The organism is Sphingomonas sp. SRS2 (assembly GCF_000971055.1).
Classification (GTDB): domain Bacteria; phylum Pseudomonadota; class Alphaproteobacteria; order Sphingomonadales; family Sphingomonadaceae; genus Rhizorhabdus.
This window is the reverse complement of the sequence record NZ_LARW01000094.1, coordinates 1-21,183: the sequence shown is the minus strand read 5'-3', so window position 1 is coordinate 21,183 and position 21,183 is coordinate 1. Positions and strand designations below refer to the sequence as shown.

The window sequence follows — 21,183 nt, the reverse complement described above, 5'->3', positions numbered from 1 at the left end:
ACCGGACTGGGCTCTGGCGATACTCGCGAGGGGCTAGGGCGAGCGCTTTTGCGCGGGGGCGGCTGTGGACCACCGGGCGGTTGCGCCCGGTGATCCGATCAGCAGGCCTAGAACCAGGTTCGGATGCCGATGACGAAGGCGAGGCCACCCACATCTTCGCCCGCCGCCCGGGCGAAGTCGGCGGTGCGACCTATGCTGCGTTCATAGTCGATGCCGAGATAGGGCGCGAACTCCGGCACCACCTCGTAACGAAGGCGAAGCCCCGCTTCTATCGACGACAAGCCCGCGCCGACGCCGATCGACGGCACGTCCTGCGCGGCGAGGCTGAACTCGACGCGTGGCTGGAGGATCAGCCGGTTGGTGATGCGCTGGTCATATTCCGCCTCGATCCGCGCGGTGAGGTCGCCGCGGTCGGAGAGAAAGGCGGCGACATCGACTTCAAACCAATAAGGCGCCAGACCCTGGATGCCGACCGCAAGGTGCGCGCGATCGGGCCGGGGCCTGAGGTCGTAGCGGATGCCGGCCTGGAGATTGAACCAAGGATCCAAAGCGCGGCTCCACAGCGCCTGGATTTCGGCCGATTCGAGCGCCGTGCCGAAGCCGCCCTCGCCCTCGGTCTTCAGCCACAGGCGGTCATAGTCGCCGCCAAACCAGGCGTCGCCCTCCCACGCATAACCGTCATGACCATCCTGTGCCCGATATTCGAGCCGATCGATCAACATCTTGCTGCCGCGGAACGTCCCGTGTTCGGCATAGATGGCGCGGCGCACCGGGCTCATGACGCCGGCGCCCCACACCGCGTCGGCGGCATGTTCCGGGCCGCTGAGGGCGGCGGCTGAGGGACCCGTGCGGGGCGGGGCGGCAGGAGCAGGAGCCGAGGCCGCAGCCGCAGCCGGCGTGCAGTGACCCATGGCCGCATGCTCGGGTGGGCAGGCGGGATCGGTTGCGGCAGGTGGCGTCGTCGGGGCGGGCGTGCAATGCCCCATCGCCGCATGTTCCGCCGGACATTGGGGATCCCCCTGCGGAGTAGCTGCGGGTTGCGGCGCCGGTGCGGGAGCCGCTGTGCAGTGCCCCATGGCGGCATGCTCGGCTGAGCAGTCGGAGGCTGCGGCAGTCGCCGGCGGCGGCGTCGGGGCGGGCGTGCAATGGCCCATCGCCGCATGCTCCGGTGCGCAGGCTGCAGCCTGGGCAGGCGGCGTGGCGGACACGGCATGGTCCGCATGCGGATCGGCGGTTCCAGCCTGCTGTGCCCCGGCGGGGGCGGCGAAGGAAAAGGCGATGGCGATGGCGAGGTTGCGGATCATGCCGCGCCTCCTTCCGTCATCGGACGGACCTTCACGACGTTCATCATCCCGGCGTGCATGTGATAGAGCAGGTGGCAGTGGAAGGCCCAGTCGCCGGGTGCATCCGCGGTAAGATCGAAGCTCGCCTTGCCGCCCGGCATGACGTTCACGGTATGCTTGATCGGGTGGCCGTGATCCTTGCCGGTCACAAGCTCGAAGAAATGCCCGTGGATATGGATCGGGTGGTTCATCATCGAATTATTGATGAGGTTCACGCGCACCCGCTCGTTGAGTTCGAAGCGGATCGGTTCAAAGCCTTCGTTCATCTTCTTGCCGTCGAACGACCACATGAAACGTTCCATATTGCCGGTCAGATGGATGTCGACGCTGCGCGCAGGCGGCCGCTTGTCTGAGAAAGGCACAAGCGGCGCGAGGTCGTGATAGGTCAGCACGCGGTGCGGCTCCTTTTCGAGCCCCAGCGGGCGATCACCGGTCCGGTCGACCGGCATCGGCGCGATCATGTCGACGCCGACGCCGACCTTGACGCTTGCTGGAACCGTCGATTTGTCGCGCATGCTGTGGTTCATCGCTGCAGCGGGTTGGCCCGGCGTGCAATGGCCCATGGCGGCATGTTCGGGCGCGCAGCTATCGCCACCGCCCATCCCGCCCATTCCCATGTCGCGCATCGACAGGGTCGGGCGTTCGCGCAGCACAGGGACGGCGGCGACCATGCCGAGCCGCGGCGCGAGCGTCGCCCGCGCCATGCCCGAGCGGTCGATCGCCTCGGCGACGAGCGTGAAAGCCTGGTCGGCGGTCGGGGTGACGATGATGTCATAGGTCTCGGCGACCGAGATCTGGAACTCGTCGGTCTCGACCGGACGGACCGGCTGGCCGTCGGCTTCGACCACCGTCATCGGCAGGCCGGGGATGCGAACGTTGAAGATCGTCATCGCCGAGGCATTGATAAAGCGCAGCCGCACCCGCTCGCCCGGCTTGAAAAGTCCGGTCCAGTTTTCGGACGGGCCATGGCCGTTGATGAGGAAGCTGTAGGTCGTGCCGTTGATGTCGGCGATATCGGCGGGGTCCATCCGCATGCCGCCCCATTCGGCACGTTCGGCCGCGCTCATCGTGCCGTCGGTCAGGGTCTGCTTTTGCCGGTTGAAATAGGCGCCCTTCTGCTTGAGCTTCAGGATCAGCTGATGGGGATGATTGAAGGTCCAGTCGGACAGCACGATCACATGCTCACGGTCGTACGCCGCGGGCTCCGTGCCGGCCGGATCGATGACCAGCGGGCCATAATGCCCCAGCTGCTCCTGCAGGCCCGAATGCGAATGATACCAGTAGGTGCCTGCCTGTTTGATCGGGAATTCATAGGTGAAGGTCTTGCCGGGCTTGATGCCGGGGAAGCTGATCCCCGGCACGCCGTCCATGTGGAAGGGCAGGATCAGCCCGTGCCAATGGATCGATGTATCTTCGTCGAGGGTGTTTTCGACATGGAGGCGTACATTCTGCCCTTCGCGCAGGCGGATGAGCGGGGCGGGGAGCACGCCGTTCATCGTGATTGCGTGGCCGGTGCGCCCGCCGACCTTGAACATGTCGTAGGCGATCCGGAGGCGGATATCCTCGCCAGTGAGCGTCGGCATGTCGGCGCGCAGACCGCTGGATCCGGTCTGTGCCCAGGCCGGGAATTTCGCATTGAGGCCCATGCCTGCCAGGCCAAGGGCGCCGGCGCGCAGCAAATTGCGTCGCCTGATCATGATAGTCATTATAATTTCCTGTCTCGTCGACCTGTGCGGCGTGAACGAGCTATCGGCCTGCGGCTGTCAGCCCCGATACACCCCGCATTTCGCGACCACCAGCGGCGGCCACAGTTTCGATTCGATCAGGACAGGCGCGGAGGGGGCGTATCGCGCTCGAGCAATATGCCGGCGAGCGACGGAACTGCTGGAATCTGCGTTGCGGTGGCGCGCGATGCCGTGCGTGGCGCGAGCCGGGTCATGCCAACCTCGACTGCGGTCGAGCAGGTGCCCATGCACTGGAACAGCTTGGTCGGCACGTGCTGGCTGCCCGTGCCTTCCTGCTCGCAATGGCTGACGGTCTGGCCGGCGCTTGGCTGGGGTGCGCAGGCGGCCGCCATGGTAAGCGGCGCGAGGAGCATCCCGCACAGGAGCGCAAAGGCCAGGAGCCACCGGAGGCGACGGCCAGCGAAGACGCTGTCGGCTATGATAGACCCCGGTTGGATGATCGTTGCTACCTTATTGCAGGAGATGCCGTAGCTAACCGAACTGATCTCAAAAGCAACAGCGAAGCGCATCGCAGGCGGCCGGGGCGGTCTACCGGCCCGGGGATTTTATCTGTTCTGGCGAAGATGAGGAAGACTGATGAAAGGCGGAGGCGGGACGTCGTGGCCGGGTCGCCTATGCCGCCATCTGCAGACCGGCGCATTTGCTGATCAGGCGTCCGCCCTGCCACAATTCCCAGGGCTGGGTGTCGCGCCGCTGATTTGCGGCGCTGATCGCGGCGTCATCGCTGTCGGCCATGATCGCGTCAACGTCTTCGATATGGCCGTGCCAGTCCATTATGTAGACGCGATAACCGATCATCTTGCGCTCCCTTTCATGGCTCCGGCGGTGACCGTTAACCATGTGCCGTACCTATGGTTGGAGACCGATTCGGGCAATTAACGAAAGGTCCAACGTAGTATTACGAGGGCACCCTACTTAAGTCGTAAGACAATGGTATGACGGACTATTCCTTTGCCTCGCCGGCTGGCTTCGATCGCCGTCGCGGCGGCGAAGCCAGGAAGGGCGACGAGGCCGGAGCGGGCGAAGACCGCGAGAACATATCCCACACCGCGATGAACAGCGCCGCGATCACAGGCCCGATCACCAGGCCGTTGAAACCGATCGCTTCAAGCCCGCCGAGGGTGGTGATCAGCACGACATAATCCGGAATGCGGGCGTCGCGGCCGACCAGGATGGGCCGCAGGACATTGTCGACCATACCGATCACGAACAGGCCGCAGAAAATCAGCACGGCCCCCTGCCAGATTGCGCCGGTGACGAGCAGATATGTGGCGACCGGAACCCAGACGAGCCCGGTGCCCACCGCCGGCAGCAGCGACAGGAAGCCCATCAGCACGCCCCACAGCAGCGCGGCATGGATGCCGAGCGCCCAGAAGACGACCCCGCCGATCGCGCCCTGGACGATCGCGACGATGATGCTGCCCTTGATCGTCGCGCGTATCACCGCGGCGAAGGTGACGAACAAGGTCGCCCGCCGCGCGGGATCGAGCGGGATGGCCGATTCAATGCGCGCCGCCAGCGGCTTACCGTCGCGCAGCAGGAAGAACGTCAGGTAGAGCATCACGCCGAGCCCGACGATGAAGCCGAAGGCGCTCTGGCCGATGCTGAAGGCGCGGGCGGTCAAATCCTGAAAGCTGGCGGCGATGCCGGCGGTCAATCTGGCGCGAACCGCCTCGAAGTCGGTCAGGCCGACGCGTTCGAGCGAAGCGCTGAGCCAGGTGGGCAGGCTGGCCTGGAAGCGCAGGAAGTACGCGCCGGGGTCGATCGCGCCGCTGCGCAGCAGGGCATAGACGCCGCTTACCTCCTGCAACAGGAAGGCGGTGAGCAGGATCGCCGGGAGGATCACCAGCGTCATGATCACCAGCAGGGTGAGCAGCGCGGCGAGATTGCGCCGCCCCGGCATCCTGAGCAGCAGCCGTTCGTTGAGCGGCGCGAACAATATCGCCGCGATGATCGCCCACAACACCGCCCCGAACAGCGGCAGCACGACCCAGGCGAGGGCCAGCGACACCACGACCACCACTATTAGAAAGCTCGTGTTTTCCAGTCGGCGCACGCGCATTCCCCTGACAGCTTCTCCTCGGGGTAGACATGGCTGCCGGGGCTTGCAAGCGGGCGGCCGCGGAACCGGTGGACCGCGAGCAGACGGCGCGCATTCCCGGCTCCGCATCGCCGGTATTATATTGGCTTCAAGCTGTGGTAGCTGCGCCTGATGAGCAAATCCCCTCCCGCCGCCGATTGCGCCGCCGATGAGCGCCCCGGCAGCCGCCGTCGCGAGATCCTGGAGATCGCGGCGCAGCTATTTGCCAGAAAGGGATATCGCGGAACCTCGATGCGCGATATCGGCGAGCAGGCCGGCGTGCTGGGCGGTTCATTATACCACCATATCAAGTCGAAGGACGCGCTGTTCGTCGAGCTCCACGATGCCGCGCTCGACGGGGCGGCGGAGAAGATCGCCGCGGCGATCGATGCGCAGGACGATCCCTGGGCAAAGCTCCGCGCGGCCTGCACCGTTCTGCTTGAGATTCAGCTCGATCCCGACTCGCTGACGCTGCCGATGATGAATGATTTCCGGGAGGTGCCCGATCACATCAGGCAGCAGCTGATCGCGCGGCGCGACCGCTTTGAAGAGCTGTTCCGGTCGCTCGTGGATTCGCTGCCCCTGCCGGGGCATATCGACCGGTCCGTCTACCGCAATCTGCTGCTGTCGCAATTGAACGTCACGGCGGACTGGTATCATCCCGGTCGCTTGAGTCCGGCGGAAGTCGCGGCACAGATCGTCGCGGTTTTCCAGCACGAATAGGCCCGGCGGCTGAGTGGTCTGAGCATGGCGCGCGGGAGGCTTTGCGCTGTAACAGATGTTTGGTATGAGCCGGAAAATTTCGAGGAATCACCATGCAGAGCTATAGCCCGCCGATCGAGGATTACCGGTTTCTCCTGACGGAGGTGCTGGGGTTTGACGGTACCATGGATGAGCTCGGCATGGAGGTGGATGCCGATCTGGCTATAGCCGTGCTCGAGGAAGCCGGCCGGATGTGCGCGGACCGTCTCCACCCGCTCAACCGTGAGGGCGATGAACATGGCAGCCGGCTGGTCGATGGCGCGGTGCAGACGCCGCCCGGCTTCGCGGACGCCTATCGCGATTTCGTCGCCGCCGGCTGGCCGTCAATGGCGGCCGATCCGGCGCATGGCGGGCAGGGGCTTCCGCTGATCCTGCAACTCTGGCTGGACGAGATGATATCGGCCACGAACCTGTCCTTCGGCCTGTTCCCCGGCCTGACTCGCGGCGCATGCGAAGCCATCGCGGCGCATGCGAGCGACGAGCTCAAGGCGATATGGCTCGGACGGATGGTGAGCGGCGAATGGACCGGCGCCATGGCGCTGACCGAAGGCGGCGCGGGGAGCGATCTTGCGCTGATCAAGACCAGGGCCGAGCCGAACGGCGACGGGAGCCATGCCGTTTCCGGGAGCAAGATCTTCATCTCCTCGGGGGACCATGATTTCGGCGGGAACATCATCCATCTCGTTCTGGCCCGCCTTCCCGATGCCCCGGCAGGGGTGAAGGGAATAAGCCTGTTCCTCGTTCCCAAATATCTCCCCGACGCGGACGGCGGCTTCACCCTGCGCAACGGCATGTCGGTCGGCGCGCTCGAAAAGAAGATGGGAATCCACGCCCAGCCGACCTGCCTCATGAACTATGACGGCGCGACCGGCTGGCTGGTCGGCGAAGCGAACCGGGGGCTGGCCGCGATGTTCACGATGATGAACGCGGAACGGCTCATGGTCGGGATTCAGGGACTGGGCGTCGCCGGCGCGGCCTATCAGCAGGCGGTCGGCTATGCTCGCGAGCGGCTTCAGGGGCGGAGCGCCGATGGCGCGCGCAGCCCGGTTGCGATCATCGAACATGCCGATGTGCGGCGCATGCTCCTCACCATCCGCGCCTTCGTGGAGGCCGGGCGTGCGCTGGGCGGCTGGACCGCGCTTCAGCTCGATCGGTCGAGGAGCCATCCGGATGCCGGGGAACGTGCGAAGGCCGACGCGCTCGTCGCGCTGCTGACGCCGGTGATCAAGGCATCCTTTACCGACCTCGGCTTCGAGAGCGCGGTGCAGGCGCAGCAGGTGTTCGGCGGTCATGGCTACATCCGCGAATGGGGCATGGAGCAATATGTCCGCGATGCGCGCATCGCCCAGATTTACGAAGGAACCAACGGAATCCAGGCGCTGGACCTCGTCGGGCGCAAGCTGCCGCTGGCCGGCGGTGCGGTCGTCGCGGGATTTTTCGATCTCGTCGCGTCCGATCTGGCCCGCTGTCCGGGGTTGCTGATCGCCGCGCGGACCGATGCGGCGCTGACCCTTTTGCGCGAGGCGACGGTATCGTTGCGGAATGCGGACGCCGACGCGAACGGGGCAGCTGCGGTCGATTATCTGCGCCTGTTCGCGCTCGTTGCGCTGGGCTGGATGTGGACCCGGATGGCCGCCGCGGCGGAAAAGGGCGATTCGCCGCTCCATGCGTCGAAGCTGCAGGTTGCGGAATTCTTCGCCCTGCGGGTGCTGCCGCAATCGCAGGGCCTCGCCGCCAGCATCGCGGCCGGGCAAGACCCGATCATGGCGCTTGCACCGGACGCCTTTTGAGGTTCGTCGGGATCGGCGTCGTCTGTCGGGCCACGTCGATGTTCGAAATGCCCGTTTGCGGCACCGGATGGCCGGACGGACGCAAACTGCTGTCGCCGGGAGGGCAATGCAGCGCGGATCGCCAGGATGCGCCATTCCAGCCTTGAAACCATAAGCGACGCTGTCCATCTGCTGCCTGGTTCAACCCCGGGAGCAGATGGATAAAAGCATGACGACGACGACCGAAGCCGCGCCTGAAACCCGTTCGTTCGAGGCCGATGTCTCAAAGCTCCTGCATCTGATGGTGCACTCGGTTTATTCGGACAAGGACGTCTTCCTGCGCGAGCTGGTCTCCAACGCGGCGGATGCGTGTGAGAAGCTGCGCTACGAATCTTTGAGCAATGCGAGCTTGCTTGGAGAGGACGGGCAGCCGCGCATCACGGTCACCCTCGACCCCGAGGCGCGCCAGCTGACGATCGAGGACAATGGCATCGGCATGAGCGAGGCCGAACTCGCCGACGCGCTAGGTACGATCGCGCGTTCGGGAACCAAGGCGTTCATGGACCGGATCGCCGGCGCGAAGGAGGCGGAGGGCAGCCATCTCATCGGCCAGTTCGGTGTCGGCTTCTATTCGGCTTTCATGGTCGCGGACCGGGTCGAGGTGCTATCGCGCCGCGCGGGCTCAAACCAGGCGGCTTCATGGTCGTCGGATGGGCTTGGAACCTATGTGATCCAGACGGTCGATCTGGCCACCGCGCCGACGCGCGGCACCCGCGTGCTGCTCCACCTCAAGGAGGACGCATCTTCCTACACCGAAAGCTCCACGGTCGAGCGCACGATCAAGAGCCAGTCGGGCCATGTGCCTGTCCCGATCCTTCTCAAGGATAAGCCGGACGCCGAAGCGAAGCAGATTGCCGATGGGGCGGCGCTGTGGACCAAGCCCAAGAGCGAGATCACCGTAGAGGAGTATAAGGACTTTTACCGCAGCGCCGCTGGCCAGTTCGATGAGCCGGCGCTGACGCTCCACTATCGCGCGGAGGGCCGGCACGAATATACGGTGTTGGCCTTCATCCCGGAGACCAAGCCTTTCGACCTGTTCGACCCGGATCGCGCCGGACGAATGAAGCTCTACGTCCGCCGTGTTTTCATCACCGACGAGGCCCAGATCCTGCCGCGTTATCTCCGCTTCGTTCGCGGGCTCGTCGACTCGAACGATCTGCCGCTCAACGTCTCGCGCGAGATGATTCAGGAGAGCCCGGTCCTCGCCGCGATCCAGAAAGGGGTTTCCAACCGGCTTCTGTCCGAACTGGAGAAACTCGCGACCGGCGATACGGAGCGCTACCTGAAGCTCTGGGACACCTTCGGCCCGGTCATCAAGGAAGGCCTTTACGAGGATTATGCCCGGCGCGAGACGCTGCTAGGCCTCGCGCGTTTCAAGACGACCGGGTCGGCCGGAGAATGGCGCTCGCTCAAGGATTATGTCGCGGGGCTCAAGGACAACCAGACCGCGATCTATTACGCAACGGGCACCGACCTTGATCGGCTCGCGACGTCGCCCCAGCTCGAGGGCTTTCGCGCGCGCGGGATCGAGGTGCTGCTGCTCGCCGACCAGGTGGACAGCTTCTGGGTCACCTCCGGGATCGATTATGAAGGCAAGCCGTTCAAGTCGGTCACCCAGGGGCTCGCCGACCTGAGCCTGATTCCGCTTCCCGAAGGCGAGACGCCCGGCGCCGCCGCTTCCGACGACGTCAGCAGCTTCATCGCCTTCGTGAAGGAGACGCTGGGCGACGCGGTTTCCGACGTCCGGGCATCCGACCGGCTTACCGAGAGCGCCGTTTGCCTGGTCGCGCCCGAGCATGCCATGGACCGCCAGCTCGAGAAGCTGCTGGCCGGCGCGGGCCGGCTCGATATGGCGTCCAAGCCGGTGCTAGAGATCAACCCGCGCCATGACCTGGTTGAAAAGCTGAGCGCCGCCGGCACCGACGCGGAGCTTCGCGCCGATGCGGCGCACCTGCTGTTCGACGAGGCCAGGATCGCCGACGGCGAGTTGCCGGTCGATCCGCGCGCCTTCGCGCAGCGCCTCTCGCGGGTGCTCGCGCGGGGCCTTGCCTGACGAGGGGAGGGGTATGATGCGCCGCATGGTCTTGATCACGGCCGCGCTGGTAGGTGCGCTGGCGCTCGTTCCTGCTTGGCGCGACCATCAGCCCGATCCGCCAGCGGCCAATGGCGCGGCGTTCGCCGCGAGCGGCGAGCCGGTCCCGCTCGACCGGCTGAGCGTGGCGCCGCTCGTCAAGCGCGTCTCGCCAGCGGTCGTCAACATAGCGGTCGCCTATCCGTCACCCTATGCCCAAAACCCGCTGCTGCGTGACCCCTATTTCCGGCGGTTCATGGGCGTTCCCGACGCGGCGGTACAGCCACGGCTGTCGGCCGGTTCCGGCGTCATCATCGATGCTGCCAAGGGACTGGTCCTCACCAACAACCATGTTGTCGGACAAGGATCGGCGATCCTCGTCGTCCTGCAGGACAAGCGGCAATTCCAGGCCGAACTGGTCGGCACCAGCCCCGGCGCCGATCTCGCGGTCCTCAGAATCCCGCCGCGTCAACTGGTCGCGGCGCCGCTGGCCACGACGGACAGTGCGCAGGTCGGCGACTATGTCGTCGCCATCGGCAACCCGTTCGGGCTCGGTCAGACCGTCACCGCCGGGATCGTCAGCGCGCTTGGCCGCGGCCTGACACCGGAAAGCGGCATCGGGCTGATCCAGACCGACGCGCCGATCAACCCGGGCAATTCCGGCGGGCCGCTGATCAACATGCGTGGCGAGGTCATCGGCATCAATACCGCGATTTTGGCCCCTGGCGGCGAGGGTAATATCGGAATCGGCTTCGCCGTTCCAGCGAGCGTGGTCAAAACCGTGCTCGCGCAGGCGCAGCGTGTTATCTGATCGCGCGCCGGGTTGGGCCAGCTTACGTCTGGAAACGGATTATCCGAAATCCCGAATATAGCCATGCTGTTTGAGGCCCGCGGCCGATCGTCCTCCTCTGCGCCGATTCTCGACCTGCCAACCCTGCGGGTACAGCCGGTCCGGTGAGATCCGCGCTTTTCGCCGCCGTGAGGAAACGAGCAGGAGCCTTCATGTGGGAATGTCTGGTGCCGGCTGCAGGGATCGAACCCGCGACCCCCTGATTACAAATCAGGTGCTCTACCAACTGAGCTAAGCCGGCACGTGGCGCTCTCATGCGTCAGGGAATGCCGAAGGTCCAGCCCTCGACTCCGGCAATTTCGTCGGTCATCAGTCGGGGATGCCAGAGATGGGCGTCGTCGGCAGCGCGGGCGAGCCATGCGGCGGTCAGGATCGCATCGGTGCTGTGGTCATCATAACGGGCAAGCGCGGGTGGGTCGAAAATGCCGTAGCCCGCGAGGCCGACGCGCAGTCGTTCGGCATCGCGCATCTTGCTGCCGCCCCTCAAGCCCGCCTGGCGCGCGGCAATGGTGGTGTAGATTTCGACGATCACTGGTCCGCTCGCGGGCACCGGATCGAAGGGCCAGATCGGCACGCGGCCTTCGAGGCGGTGGAGCAGGCGCATCGCGGTCAGGCTCGACTTACCGACCTGCGCCGCGCCGACCAGATTGAAGCTGCTCGTCGCGGGGGCGTGGCCGTCGCGAGTCAGCCGTTCGACGATGCGATGGCGGCCGTTGCCGGGGCCGAACAGATCGCCCTGCCGCCCACCATGGCGACGGAAGTGGCGACTGGCTTCGTCATGGTCGACCAGCGCTCCCGCGCCGAGATGCGGTTCGCCGGCGCAGATGTCGTCAACAAGCCGCCACAGGCCGCGCGCATCGGCGGGGCTTTGCGCCCAGCCGGGAAAATAGGCGCCGGCATCGAGAAAAGGCAGCGCCGCCGAAAAGTCTATGCCGACCAGCATGTCGGCGTTCGCCGCCGCGTGATCGAGTAGCCAGTCGAGCACCGCTTCGCGCGACCAGCTCCGTTCGATCAGGTGCGGCGTCCGGCCGATGCCCTCGCTGATCGCGACTGCTATCCCCTTCTGCCGCTCGCCCTTCGCGCCGGACCAGTCGATGCAGGCGAAGCGTCCGAAGCGGCGCGTCACGCCTTTTTTCAGGGGCGCTTCCTGGCGAGGCTCACTCGCCGCGACGTTCGGCACGCAGCCTGTCCCAATGGGCGAGCCGTTCGGAGATCTTGGCCTCGAACCCGCGTGGCGACGGGGTGTAATAGCTCTGCGCGTCCATCTCCTCGGGCCAGTAATCGTCGCCCGAAAAGCCGTCCTCGGCGTCGTGATCATAGGCATAGCCCTTGCCGTAGCCGATATCCTTCATCAGCTTGGTCGGGGCGTTGAGGATATTCTTCGGCGGGCTGAGCGAGCCGGTGTCTTTGGCCGAGCGGAAGGCCGCTTTTTGCGCGACATAAGCGGCGTTGGATTTGGGCGCGGTGGCGAGATAGAGGCACGCCTGCACGATCGCCAGCTCACCCTCGGGCGAGCCCAAAAAATCATAGGCGTCCTTGGCGGCGAGGCATTGCACCAGCGCCTGCGGATCGGCGAGTCCGATATCTTCCGAAGCGAAGCGCACCAGCCGGCGGAGCACGTAGAGCGGCTCCTCGCCTGCGGTCAGCATACGCGCGAGATAGTAAAGCGCCGCCTGCGGATCCGATCCGCGCAGCGATTTATGCAGCGCCGAGATGATATTGTAGTGGCCCTCGCGATCCTTGTCGTACACGGCCAGCCGGCGGTGGAGCAGCTTGGCCAGTTCGCCGGGCTCAAGATCATGATCGATCGCGATCGAGAATAATGTCTCGACCTGGTTGAGCAGGAAGCGGCCGTCGCCATCGGCCGAGGCGACCAGCGCCTCCCGCGCGGTTCCGGTCAGCGGCAGCGGGCGGCCTTCGACGTCTTCGGCGCGGCCGATCATCTTCGTCAGCGCGGTGGCGTCGAGCCGGTTGAGGATGAGAACCTGCGCCCGGCTGAGCAGGGCGGCGTTGAGCTCGAAGGACGGATTTTCGGTGGTCGCGCCGACCAGTACGACAGTGCCGTCCTCGACATAGGGCAGAAAGCTGTCCTGCTGCGCGCGATTGAAACGATGGATTTCGTCGACGAAGAGCAGGGTGCGCGTGCCCAGCCGGGCATGTTCGCGCGCCTCCGCGAATATCTTCTTGAGATCGGCGACCCCGGAGAACACCGCCGAGACCGGGGCGAAGCGCAGGCCGACCGCATCGGCGAGAAGCCGTGCGATCGTCGTCTTACCAGTGCCGGGCGGTCCCCATAGGACCAGCGAGGACAGGCGCCCCGCCGCGACCATCCGCCCGATCGCGCCTTCGGGCCCGGTCAGATGCTCCTGACCGATGACCTGATCGAGCCTCTGCGGGCGCAGCTTTTCAGCCAGCGGCGCGGCGTCGGCGGGCAGGGCGGCGGTGGGATCGGGCGCAAAGAGGTCGGCCATATCCCCGATATAGGGCGCGGATCGCGAGGCGCACAGAGGAAGAAAGCTACCCTTTGCAAAAACTCTTTCAAGATATATCTTAGAGCTATCGAGAGTGATTCGATATGTAGACTGAAATTGGAGAATAGATTGTTTGGTTTTCACAAATCTCATCGCGACCATGGCCATCGCCACGGGTTTCACGCGATGCGCGGCCGCCACGGCGGCGGCTTTGGCGGCGGCTTCGCCGACGCATTCGAGGATGGCTTCGGCGAAGGCCGGGGCGGACGCGGGCGGGGCGGTGGCCGCCGCCGTATGTTCGACGGCGCGGAACTCCGCCTGATCCTGCTCACCCTGATCGGCGAGCAGCCACGCCACGGCTATGACCTGATCAAGGCGATCGAGGAACGGTCGGGCGGCGCCTATGCTCCCAGTCCTGGCGTCGTCTATCCGACGATCACGATGCTGGAAGATATGGGCCATATCGCCGAGCAGGCGGCTGAGGGTTCGAAGCGGCTTTTCGCGATCACCGATGCCGGCAAGCTTGAAATTGGCGAGCAGGCCGAGTTGATCGAGGCGCTGTTCGCGCGGCTTGGCGCACTGGGCGAGCAGCGCGGCGACGAGGACCGTTCGCCGGTCAAGCGCGCGATGATCAACCTCGCCATGGCGCTGCGCACGCGCATGACCCGTGACCGCAACCCCGACCTCGCGCATGACATCGCGGCGCTGCTCGACGAGACCGCGCGCAAGATCGAGAGGCTGTGATGGTTTCCGCCGTGGCTTCGGTGCCGACCGCGAGCGGGGGCAGATATCTGCAGCAGCTCTGCAAGCATTGGTCGCACAATCTCGTGGTCGAGTTCTCGGCCGAACATGGGACGGTGGTCTTCCCAAAGGACGCGCGGGGCGCGGATCATCCGGGCGACGCGCTCGTCACCTTCGACGCTGACGGCAAGACGCTGGAGGTCCGTATCGACGCGACCTCGGACGCGCAGCTCGAAGGCCTGAAGGGGGCGGTGGCGAGACATCTGGACCGCTTTGCCTTCCGGGAGGCGCCGCTGCCGTTCGACTGGCGGGGCGTCTGACAAACACGCCGTGCCCCGGTCTCCGCCGGCGCGACGCCAGTCTTAGGGCACGGGGCTCTGGCGCACGACGCGCACGCCGGCGCGGTGTTGGCGCACAATCCGGACATAGGAGTCGACCAGTTCCTGATTGACCTGGTCCCAGCCATAGCGTTCGCTCGACTTGAGCCCGGCCTCACCGACCTTGCGGCGTAATTCGGCATTTTCGCAATATTGCTGAAGCGCGTCGGCGAAGGCGTGGGTGCGGCCCGGCTGGATCAGCCGGCCGGTGACGCCATCGTCGATCAGGCTCTCGCTGCCGGTCGCGCGCGCCGCGACGACGGGCAGCTGCGCCGCCATCGCCTCCAGCGTGACATTGCCGAATGTCTCGGTGACGGACGGGTTGAATAGCATGTCCATCGAAGCGACCGCGCGGCCGAGATCCTCGCCCGCCTGGAAGCCGGCGAACACGGCGTCAGGCAGGCGCTTTTCGAACCAGTCGCGCGCCGGACCCTCGCCGACGACGAGCACCCTATGGCGGATCTGGCGGCGCTTGAGCTGGTCGATCGCGTCGGCGAAGACGTCGAGGCCCTTCTCCATGACGAGGCGGCCGACGAAGCCGATCACGACATCGTCGGGCGCAATGCCCATCGACGCGCGCCATTCCTCGTTGCGGCGGGCGGGCTGAAAAATAGTCCGGTCGATGCCGCGCGACCAGATGCCGACATCATAGCTCATCCGCTGTTCGCGCAGCAGCTGCGCCATCGATTCCGATGGCGCGAAGATCGCGTCACAGCGGCGATAGAAGCGGCGCAGCATCGCCTCGACCAGCGGTTCGAGAAAGGCGAGGCCATAATAGCGAAAATAGGTTTCGAAGCGGGTATGGACCGACGCGACCACGGGCAGCTTGCGCCGCAACGCCAGGCTGATCGCGCGATGGCCGAGTATCTCGGGGCTGGCGACATGCAGGATGTTGGGATCGAACCGCGTGATGTCGCGCCGCACCCGCGCCGGAATGCCGATCGGAAAATGATATTCGGCGCGCCCCGGCACCGGCAGCGACGGGATGTGCACAAGATCGCCGGTCGGCGGAAAGGCCGGCTGTGCCACGGTCGGCGAATAGATGCGGACCGCCGCACCCTGGCTCAGCAGATAGCCGACGAGGCGGTTCAGCGCCTGGTTCGCGCCGTCGCGGACATAGTTGTAGTTGCCCGTAAACAAGGCGACGCGAAGCTGTGATGCATCCATGCGCAGGCCTCTAGCGCTTTGATCCCGAAAGGCCAACCGGAACAGCGGCGCAGGCGAAATGTTCAGGCCCGAAAGGATGTCGCAAAATGTCGAACCATCATCGCAAAGGTCAGAAGATTTCCTGGACATGGGGCGCGAACAGCGTTCGCGGCCATGTCGTCGAGCGGTTCGAGCGGCGGGTGCAACGGACGATCGAAGGCGCGAAGATCGTACGGCACGGCACGCCGGAAAATCCCGCCTATCTGGTGAAGACGGATGAGGGCAAGATCGCACTGAAGCGCGGCTCCGAACTCGCCGCCGAGTGAACAGGGGAACGTATATGGATCAACTCTTTACGAAGATCGCGGCCAAGATGGCGACGGCGGTCGGCCAGCCACTGGCGTTCGTAATCGCCTTCGTGGCGATCATATTGTGGGCCGTCACGGGACCAATGTTCGGCTATTCGGACACCTGGCAGCTTATCGTCAACACATCGACGACGATCATAACCTTCCTGATGGTGTTCCTGATCCAGAATGCCCAGAATCGCGATGCCGCCGCTATGCAGGCCAAGCTTGACGAGCTGATCCGAGCGATCGAACCGGCACGGAACAGCTATATCGGCATCGAGCATCTGACCGAGAAGGAACTGGAGAAGATCCGGTCCGAGATTGAGGAAGAATGCATCCCGGGCAAAAACGGCAAACCGCATCACACCGATAGCATCGCCCACCTTATCAGGCGGAGGTAGACGATTCGTCGCCCGGTGGAGGCGCGGGCCGGCAAAACGCTTAGTGAGAGGTAGCGAAATCGTGGCTGCCCCGGCGCCGCCGGGGCGACGCGTGACGACCGATCAGACCGACGTCGTTTCCGCCATCCAGCCCTTCAGGTCCTCGACCGCACGTTCGGCGAACATCGCCTTGCGGTCGGCCTTGCGCTTGCGGCCGCCACGTGCGCCCTCGACGGGTGGGAACAAGCCGAAATTGACGTTCATCGGCTGATAGCTCTCGGCGTCTGCGCCGCCGGTGATGTGGCCGAGCAGCGCGCCCAGCGCAGTGGTGAGTGGCGGCGGCGCGACCGGCTTGCCGAGCAATTCGGCGGCGAGGAAGCGGCCGGCGAGCAGGCCGATCGCGGCGGATTCGACATAGCCTTCGCAGCCGGTGATCTGCCCTGCGAAGCGGATATGCGGGCGACTCTTCAGGGTCAGTGCCGCATCGAGCAATTTCGGGCTCTGGATGAAGGTGTTGCGGTGCAGGCCGCCCAGCCGCGCGAACTCGGCTTTTTCGAGCCCCGGGATGGTGCGGAAGATGCGGGTTTGTTCGCCGTGCTTCAGCTTGGTCTGGAACCCCACGATGTTCCATAGCGTGCCCAGCGCATTGTCCTGACGTAGCTGCACCACCGCATAGGGCCAGCGCCCGGTGCGCGGGTTGTCGAGCCCGACCGGCTTCATCGGGCCGTAGCGCAGCGTATCGACCCCGCGTTCGGCCATCACCTCGATCGGCATGCAGCCGTCGAAATAGGGCGTGTCCTTCTCCCAGTCCTTGAACTCGCCCTTCTCTCCGTCGAGCAGCGCCTGATGAAAGGCGAGATACTGCTCCTTGTCCATCGGGCAGTTGATGTAATCCTTCGTCTCGCCCTTATCCCAGCGCGAGGCCATCCAGGCGACGTCCATGTCGATCGAATGATGATGGACGATCGGCGCGATCGCATCGAAGAAGGCGAGGGCGTCGGCGCCGGTCGCATCGCCGATCGACCCCGCCAGCGCCGCGGCTGTGAGCGGGCCGGTGGCGACAATGGTCGGTCCCGTATCGGGCAGCGCATCGATCCGTTCGCGCACCAGATCGATATTCGGATGATCGGTGATCGCCCGGGTGACGCCCTCGGCATAGCCCTCGCGATCGACCGCCAGCGCCGATCCGGCGGGCACGCGATGCGCGTCGGCGGTCTTCAGGATCAGCGATCCCAAGGCGCGCATCTCGGCGTGGAGCAGGCCGACGGCGTTGTTGGGGTCGTCCGACCGGAAGCTGTTCGAGCAGACCAGTTCGGCGAGACTGTCGGTCTGGTGCGCGGGCGTTGCCTCTATGCCGCGCATTTCGGACAGGCGGACACGAATGCCGGCTTCCGCCAGCTGCCACGCCGCTTCGGAGCCGGCGAGTCCGCCGCCGATCACATGCACCTGATAATCCATGCCGGCGCTCTAGGGCGGGGCGTCGCGCATCGCAACGCCGCGCAGCTATTTAGGCGCGGCGACCTCAGCCACCGCTATCGGGGTGATCGCCGGCGGCGCGGATTGGATATGGGTTTCGTCGGTTGCGATGGACGCATTGCAGTTATGCCGCGTCAGGAAATGAGCGCGGATTTCGGTTGCCTGTGCGAAGCTCAACCCCTTGGCGGCCAGCGTGCGGGCGAAGGTCGAGATTTCCGTCCGCCGCGCATCGTCATTGGCTAGGAATTGCGGACAGACGAAGCCGGCGTCCATCTGACGCAAGGTCGTCGCAAGGCCAACGGGCCGGGCGTCCGCGATGGCCGGAGCGATCATGGTCGCCACCACCGCCGACAGGCCAAATCGCATCATGTTCATGGCTCAGGCTCCGTGCAGTTCCCGGCGCAGATAACCATCTGAGAGCGCGGGAGTTGCGCTGGTCGAAAAATTTAAGGAGCAGGCGATCCGCCGCTCAGTCGCCAATCATCTCGACATGATCAAGGCCGAGCCATTCGGCCATCAGCGCGAGTTCCCCAGTGAGTTCGGCGGCGGTGTCGGGCGGGGCGTCGGGCTCGAGGTGGCGGGACTGGACCAGCAGCCGGCTGCGCTGCCGGTCGGCCTTCAGGTCGACCCGCGCCACCAGCCGGTCGCCCAGCAGGAAGGGGAGGACATAATAGCCATATTGGCGCCTGTCGGCCGGTGTGTAGATTTCGATCCGGTAGCGGAAGCCGAACAACCGTTCGGTGCGCGCACGCTCCCATATCAGCGGATCGAAGGGAGCGAGCAGGGCGCGTCCGGTGATCCGGCGGGGCAGGCGGGCGTCGCGATGGAGCCAGGCCGGATGCCGCCAGCCCTTTACGGTGACAGGCAGCAGCACGCCGTCCTCCGCCAGCGCGGCGATTGCCACCTTGCTGTCGGCGACGCCGGTGCGGAAATAGTCGCGCAGGTCGGTTTCGGTGGCGATGCCGAGCGCGCGGGCGGCGCGTTCGATCAAGGCGCAGTGCGCCGTCGCCTTGTCGGGGGTAGGCAGCGCGAGGATGCCGGCGGGGATCACCCGCTCGGTCAGGTCGTAAACCCGCTCGAAGCTGTTGCGGCGGGTCGAGGTGGTGATGTGGCCGGCCCAGAACAGCCATTCGAGCTTGCGCTTGCTGTCGCCCCATTCCCACCAGCCGCTACGGCTCTTGCCTTCCTCGAAATCGGAGGCGGCGAGCGGCCCTTCCTGGCGAAGGCGGTCGAGCACGGTATCGACCTCGGCGCGTCGCTCGGTCGCGAACGGGCGGAGCGCGGTCCAGCCGCGTTCGCCGCGATCGGCCTCGTCCATCCGCCAGCGCAGCAGGGGATGGAGATCGAGCGGCAGCAGCGACGCCTCATGCGCCCAATATTCGAACATCCGCCGCGCCCGTTTCGGGCCCCAGGCGGCGCGGTCTAGCAGGTCGCGGTCGTAATTGCCGAGTCGCGAGAAGGCGGGGAGATAATGCGCCCGCGACACGACATTGACGCTGTCGATCTGATGGAGCGCCAGCCGTTCGATTTCCCGCCTCAGATGCGTCTGCCCCACCGTAGCGGGCCGCGACACGCCGAACCCCTGCGCGGCGAGCGCGATGCGGCGGGCCTGAAGAAGTGACAGCGTTTCGGTCAAGTCCGTCCCATGCGAGCCGCGGCCCAGGCATAATCCTCGGCGGCCTTGCGGTCGGCCGCATTCTTGAAGGCGGCCTGAGGATCGGGTGCGGAGCCGAGCGCGTGGAGGACGATCCATAACGCGAAACGGCGCCCTGAATCGCGCTCGGTGCCGAACGCGATGGCGACACGTTCGCGCCCGGCCTCAATCGCTTCCTCGTCGAGTTCGTCGAGGTCTTCGGTGCCGAAATAGTGGTGGAGCAGGGCTTCGAGATCCATGATGCTATCGTTGGCGGCGCTTCTTCGCTGGCGCAAGCTCGATCCACACGGGGGCGTGATCGCTGGTCTTTTCCCAGCCGCGGACATGGCTGTCCACCTCGGCGCGGATCAGCCGGCCGGCGAGAGGTGGGCTGAGCAGGACATGGTCGATCCGCAGCCCCGCGTCGCGGACGAAGGCGTTCCGGAAATAATCCCAGAAAGTATAGATCGTCTCGTCGGGATGGAGCGTGCGCAGCGCGTCGGTCCAGCCCTGATCGAGCAGCCGGAAATAGGCGGCGCGGATCTCGGGCGCGAATAGCGCGTCGTCAAGCCAGCGTTCGGGTTTGTAGACGTCGCGCTCGGTTGGCATGACGTTGAAGTCGCCCATCAGGATCGCGGGAACACCGCTTTCGATCAGCGTCGCTGCGTGCAGGATCAGCCGCTCGAACCAGGCGAGCTTATAGTCGAATTTTGGCCCCGGACGCGGATTGCCGTTGGGCAGATAGAGTCCGCCGATCAGCACGCCGTTTACCGCCGCCTCGATATAGCGGCTGTGCAGATCGAGCGGATCGCCGGGTAGGCCGCGCCGTGTCTCCACCGGCGTGCCGACCCGGCTCAGCATCGCGACGCCGTTCCAGCTTTTCTGGCCGTGCCAGATCGCCTCATAGCCGGCGGCCTCGATCGCGGCGGCGGGAAATTTTTCTTGTGGGGCCTTGAGCTCCTGCAGGCAGACGATGTCGGGCTCCGCTTCGTCCAGCCAGCGCAGCAGGACGGGCAGGCGGCCATTGACCCCGTTCACATTATAGGTGGCGATCTTCATCGCAGGGCAATGGACGAACACCCATCTACGTTCCTTGTCGGGACATTTTTCGCTGCTAGAACATTGTCCTGTCGCAAAGGAGATCAGGCTGATGCTCGAACATCTTCCCGGCTGGCTTGGTGGCATGCTGCGCAATGTCCGCGCGGGGCATTCAAAGCTCGTGATCGTGCAGCCGGAGCTGAATATCGGCGACGCGGTCATCGACATGTCGAGCCCGGCTTTTGCCTATGGCGCGCGACTGCCGGTGCGCTTCACCGCCGATGGCGACGGCGTTTCGCCGCCACTGCTGTGGGGCGAAGCGCCGGCAGGCACGGCGAGCCTCGCATTGATCGTCGAGGACCCCGATGCGCCGGCGCTGCAGCCGCTCGTCCATGCGCTTGTCTGGAACCTTCCCGCCGACGAACGGAGCCTTGCCGAGGCTGGTATCTCACGCGACGGGGCGGGGAGCGCGGACGGCCGCGACGTTGGGCGCAACAGCTTCTTCGCCGAGGGTTGGCTGCCGCCCGATCCGCCGACCGGGCACGGGTCGCACGATTATGTATTCCAGCTGTTCGCGCTGAACGAAACGCTAGATATCGGCGCGAACCCGGGCCGGTCGGGATTGATCAGGGCGCTGACGGGCCGGGTGATCGGCGCGGGGATGCTGGTCGGCACCTATTCACGCGGCGAGGAAGCGCCATTGTCGGGTAAGCGAATCGCGGGCGCCTCGCCGGCGTAGAGTTTGTTTCAGCGAAGCTGAAACGGCGGTACCGGCCCGCTCCCCCACCCAACCTCCCGATCCAGCGTAATATATCGGGAGGTTGGGTGGGGGAGCGGGCCGGTACCGCTTCCACGTAAGTGAAACAAACTGTAGATTGCGGCCGATCACCC

At 65.5% G+C, this 21,183-nt stretch carries 22 protein-coding genes and 1 tRNA gene; 9 read left to right on the top strand and 14 right to left on the bottom strand.

All coding sequences use genetic code 11. The annotated features are described in order from the left end of the window. Nucleotides 1-107: 107 nt before the first annotated feature. From WP12_RS24175 to WP12_RS13345, 5 genes are all read right to left on the bottom strand, one after another. Entirely contained in the window at nucleotides 108-1,304 is a 1,197-nt protein-coding gene (locus tag WP12_RS24175; RefSeq protein WP_084691145.1) for a copper resistance protein B, read from the bottom strand. Further along, nucleotides 1,301-3,049 carry a copper resistance system multicopper oxidase gene (locus WP12_RS13360; protein WP_046194177.1) on the bottom strand — a complete coding sequence of 583 codons (1,749 nt, stop codon included), beginning with the start codon at nucleotides 3,047-3,049 and terminating at the stop codon, nucleotides 1,301-1,303. Before WP12_RS13360 ends, WP12_RS24175 begins: the two co-directional genes overlap by 4 nt. 116 nt (nucleotides 3,050-3,165) lie before the next feature. Further along, on the bottom strand, nucleotides 3,166-3,441 hold the full coding sequence (locus tag WP12_RS25865; RefSeq protein ID WP_235399133.1) for a hypothetical protein: 276 nt from the start codon (nucleotides 3,439-3,441) through the stop codon (nucleotides 3,166-3,168). A gap of 259 nt (nucleotides 3,442-3,700) precedes the next feature. Next, nucleotides 3,701-3,886, bottom strand: a complete 186-nt coding sequence (locus tag WP12_RS13350; protein WP_152663993.1) for a hypothetical protein — start codon at nucleotides 3,884-3,886, stop codon at nucleotides 3,701-3,703. Nucleotides 3,887-4,031: 145 nt separating this feature from the next. Further along, the gene (locus tag WP12_RS13345) at nucleotides 4,032-5,150 is read right to left on the bottom strand and encodes an AI-2E family transporter (RefSeq protein ID WP_046194174.1); all 1,119 of its coding nucleotides are present in this window, start codon (nucleotides 5,148-5,150) and stop codon (nucleotides 4,032-4,034) included. Between the two features lie 150 nt (nucleotides 5,151-5,300). Between WP12_RS13345 and WP12_RS13340 the strand changes: the two genes are divergently transcribed. From WP12_RS13340 to WP12_RS13325, 4 genes are all read left to right on the top strand, one after another. After that, nucleotides 5,301-5,891: a TetR/AcrR family transcriptional regulator gene (locus WP12_RS13340; RefSeq protein ID WP_046194173.1), complete on the top strand. Its 591-nt coding sequence runs from the start codon at nucleotides 5,301-5,303 to the stop codon at nucleotides 5,889-5,891. Nucleotides 5,892-5,983: 92 nt separating this feature from the next. Then, nucleotides 5,984-7,720 carry an acyl-CoA dehydrogenase family protein gene (locus WP12_RS13335; RefSeq protein WP_046194172.1) on the top strand — a complete coding sequence of 579 codons (1,737 nt, stop codon included), beginning with the start codon at nucleotides 5,984-5,986 and terminating at the stop codon, nucleotides 7,718-7,720. A gap of 208 nt (nucleotides 7,721-7,928) precedes the next feature. Beyond that, complete coding sequence (gene htpG / locus WP12_RS13330; RefSeq protein WP_046194192.1) at nucleotides 7,929-9,812, top strand: molecular chaperone HtpG; 1,884 nt, start codon at nucleotides 7,929-7,931, stop codon at nucleotides 9,810-9,812. Between the two features lie 25 nt (nucleotides 9,813-9,837). Further along, nucleotides 9,838-10,641, top strand: a complete 804-nt coding sequence (locus tag WP12_RS13325) for a trypsin-like peptidase domain-containing protein (protein ID WP_084691148.1) — start codon at nucleotides 9,838-9,840, stop codon at nucleotides 10,639-10,641. A gap of 204 nt (nucleotides 10,642-10,845) precedes the next feature. Here the strand turns inward: WP12_RS13325 and WP12_RS13320 are convergent. The 3 genes from WP12_RS13320 to WP12_RS13310 form a co-directional block, all read right to left on the bottom strand. Next, nucleotides 10,846-10,921, bottom strand: a tRNA-Thr gene (locus WP12_RS13320). Between the two features lie 18 nt (nucleotides 10,922-10,939). Then, entirely contained in the window at nucleotides 10,940-11,806 is an 867-nt protein-coding gene (locus WP12_RS13315; RefSeq protein WP_046194191.1) for a hypothetical protein, read from the bottom strand. Nucleotides 11,807-11,837: 31 nt separating this feature from the next. Further along, nucleotides 11,838-13,151, bottom strand: coding sequence for a replication-associated recombination protein A (locus tag WP12_RS13310; RefSeq protein WP_046194170.1), 1,314 nt, complete (start codon nucleotides 13,149-13,151; stop codon nucleotides 11,838-11,840). Between the two features lie 186 nt (nucleotides 13,152-13,337). On the opposite strand from WP12_RS13310, the gene WP12_RS13305 reads away from it, so the two are divergent. After that, a complete protein-coding gene (locus tag WP12_RS13305; protein ID WP_235399132.1) occupies nucleotides 13,338-13,895 on the top strand; it encodes a PadR family transcriptional regulator in 558 nt (185 codons plus the stop codon). Next, nucleotides 13,895-14,212, top strand: coding sequence for a DUF2218 domain-containing protein (locus WP12_RS13300; RefSeq protein ID WP_046194168.1), 318 nt, complete (start codon nucleotides 13,895-13,897; stop codon nucleotides 14,210-14,212). Before WP12_RS13305 ends, WP12_RS13300 begins: the two co-directional genes overlap by 1 nt. Nucleotides 14,213-14,254: 42 nt before the next feature. On the opposite strand, the gene WP12_RS13295 is transcribed toward WP12_RS13300, so the two are convergent. Continuing rightward, complete coding sequence (locus WP12_RS13295) at nucleotides 14,255-15,436, bottom strand: glycosyltransferase family 4 protein (protein ID WP_046194167.1); 1,182 nt, start codon at nucleotides 15,434-15,436, stop codon at nucleotides 14,255-14,257. Nucleotides 15,437-15,522: 86 nt separating this feature from the next. Here WP12_RS13295 and WP12_RS13290 point away from each other — a divergent pair, with 86 nt between their 5' ends. Both WP12_RS13290 and WP12_RS13285 read left to right on the top strand, forming a co-directional pair. After that, nucleotides 15,523-15,741: a DUF2945 domain-containing protein gene (locus WP12_RS13290; protein ID WP_046194166.1), complete on the top strand. Its 219-nt coding sequence runs from the start codon at nucleotides 15,523-15,525 to the stop codon at nucleotides 15,739-15,741. 14 nt (nucleotides 15,742-15,755) lie between these two features. Then, entirely contained in the window at nucleotides 15,756-16,166 is a 411-nt protein-coding gene (locus WP12_RS13285; RefSeq protein ID WP_046194165.1) for a low affinity iron permease family protein, read from the top strand. A gap of 102 nt (nucleotides 16,167-16,268) precedes the next feature. Here the strand turns inward: WP12_RS13285 and trmFO are convergent, their stop codons facing one another. The 5 genes from trmFO to xth all read right to left on the bottom strand — a co-directional run bounded on the left by trmFO (nucleotide 16,269) and on the right by xth (nucleotide 20,313). After that, nucleotides 16,269-17,603, bottom strand: coding sequence for a methylenetetrahydrofolate--tRNA-(uracil(54)-C(5))-methyltransferase (FADH(2)-oxidizing) TrmFO (trmFO, locus tag WP12_RS13280; RefSeq protein WP_046194164.1), 1,335 nt, complete (start codon nucleotides 17,601-17,603; stop codon nucleotides 16,269-16,271). Between the two features lie 45 nt (nucleotides 17,604-17,648). Next, entirely contained in the window at nucleotides 17,649-17,996 is a 348-nt protein-coding gene (locus WP12_RS13275) for a hypothetical protein (RefSeq protein ID WP_046194163.1), read from the bottom strand. A 94-nt stretch (nucleotides 17,997-18,090) separates the two neighbouring features. Next, entirely contained in the window at nucleotides 18,091-19,257 is a 1,167-nt protein-coding gene (locus WP12_RS13270) for a winged helix-turn-helix domain-containing protein (protein ID WP_046194162.1), read from the bottom strand. Then, the gene (locus WP12_RS13265; protein WP_046194161.1) at nucleotides 19,254-19,514 is read right to left on the bottom strand and encodes a hypothetical protein; all 261 of its coding nucleotides are present in this window, start codon (nucleotides 19,512-19,514) and stop codon (nucleotides 19,254-19,256) included. Before WP12_RS13265 ends, WP12_RS13270 begins: the two co-directional genes overlap by 4 nt. A 4-nt stretch (nucleotides 19,515-19,518) precedes the next feature. Then, complete coding sequence (gene xth, locus WP12_RS13260; RefSeq protein WP_046194160.1) at nucleotides 19,519-20,313, bottom strand: exodeoxyribonuclease III; 795 nt, start codon at nucleotides 20,311-20,313, stop codon at nucleotides 19,519-19,521. Nucleotides 20,314-20,404: 91 nt separating this feature from the next. Here xth and WP12_RS13255 point away from each other — a divergent pair, with 91 nt between their 5' ends. Beyond that, the gene (locus WP12_RS13255; RefSeq protein WP_046194159.1) at nucleotides 20,405-21,031 is read left to right on the top strand and encodes a YbhB/YbcL family Raf kinase inhibitor-like protein; all 627 of its coding nucleotides are present in this window, start codon (nucleotides 20,405-20,407) and stop codon (nucleotides 21,029-21,031) included. Nucleotides 21,032-21,183: the final 152 nt, after the last annotated feature.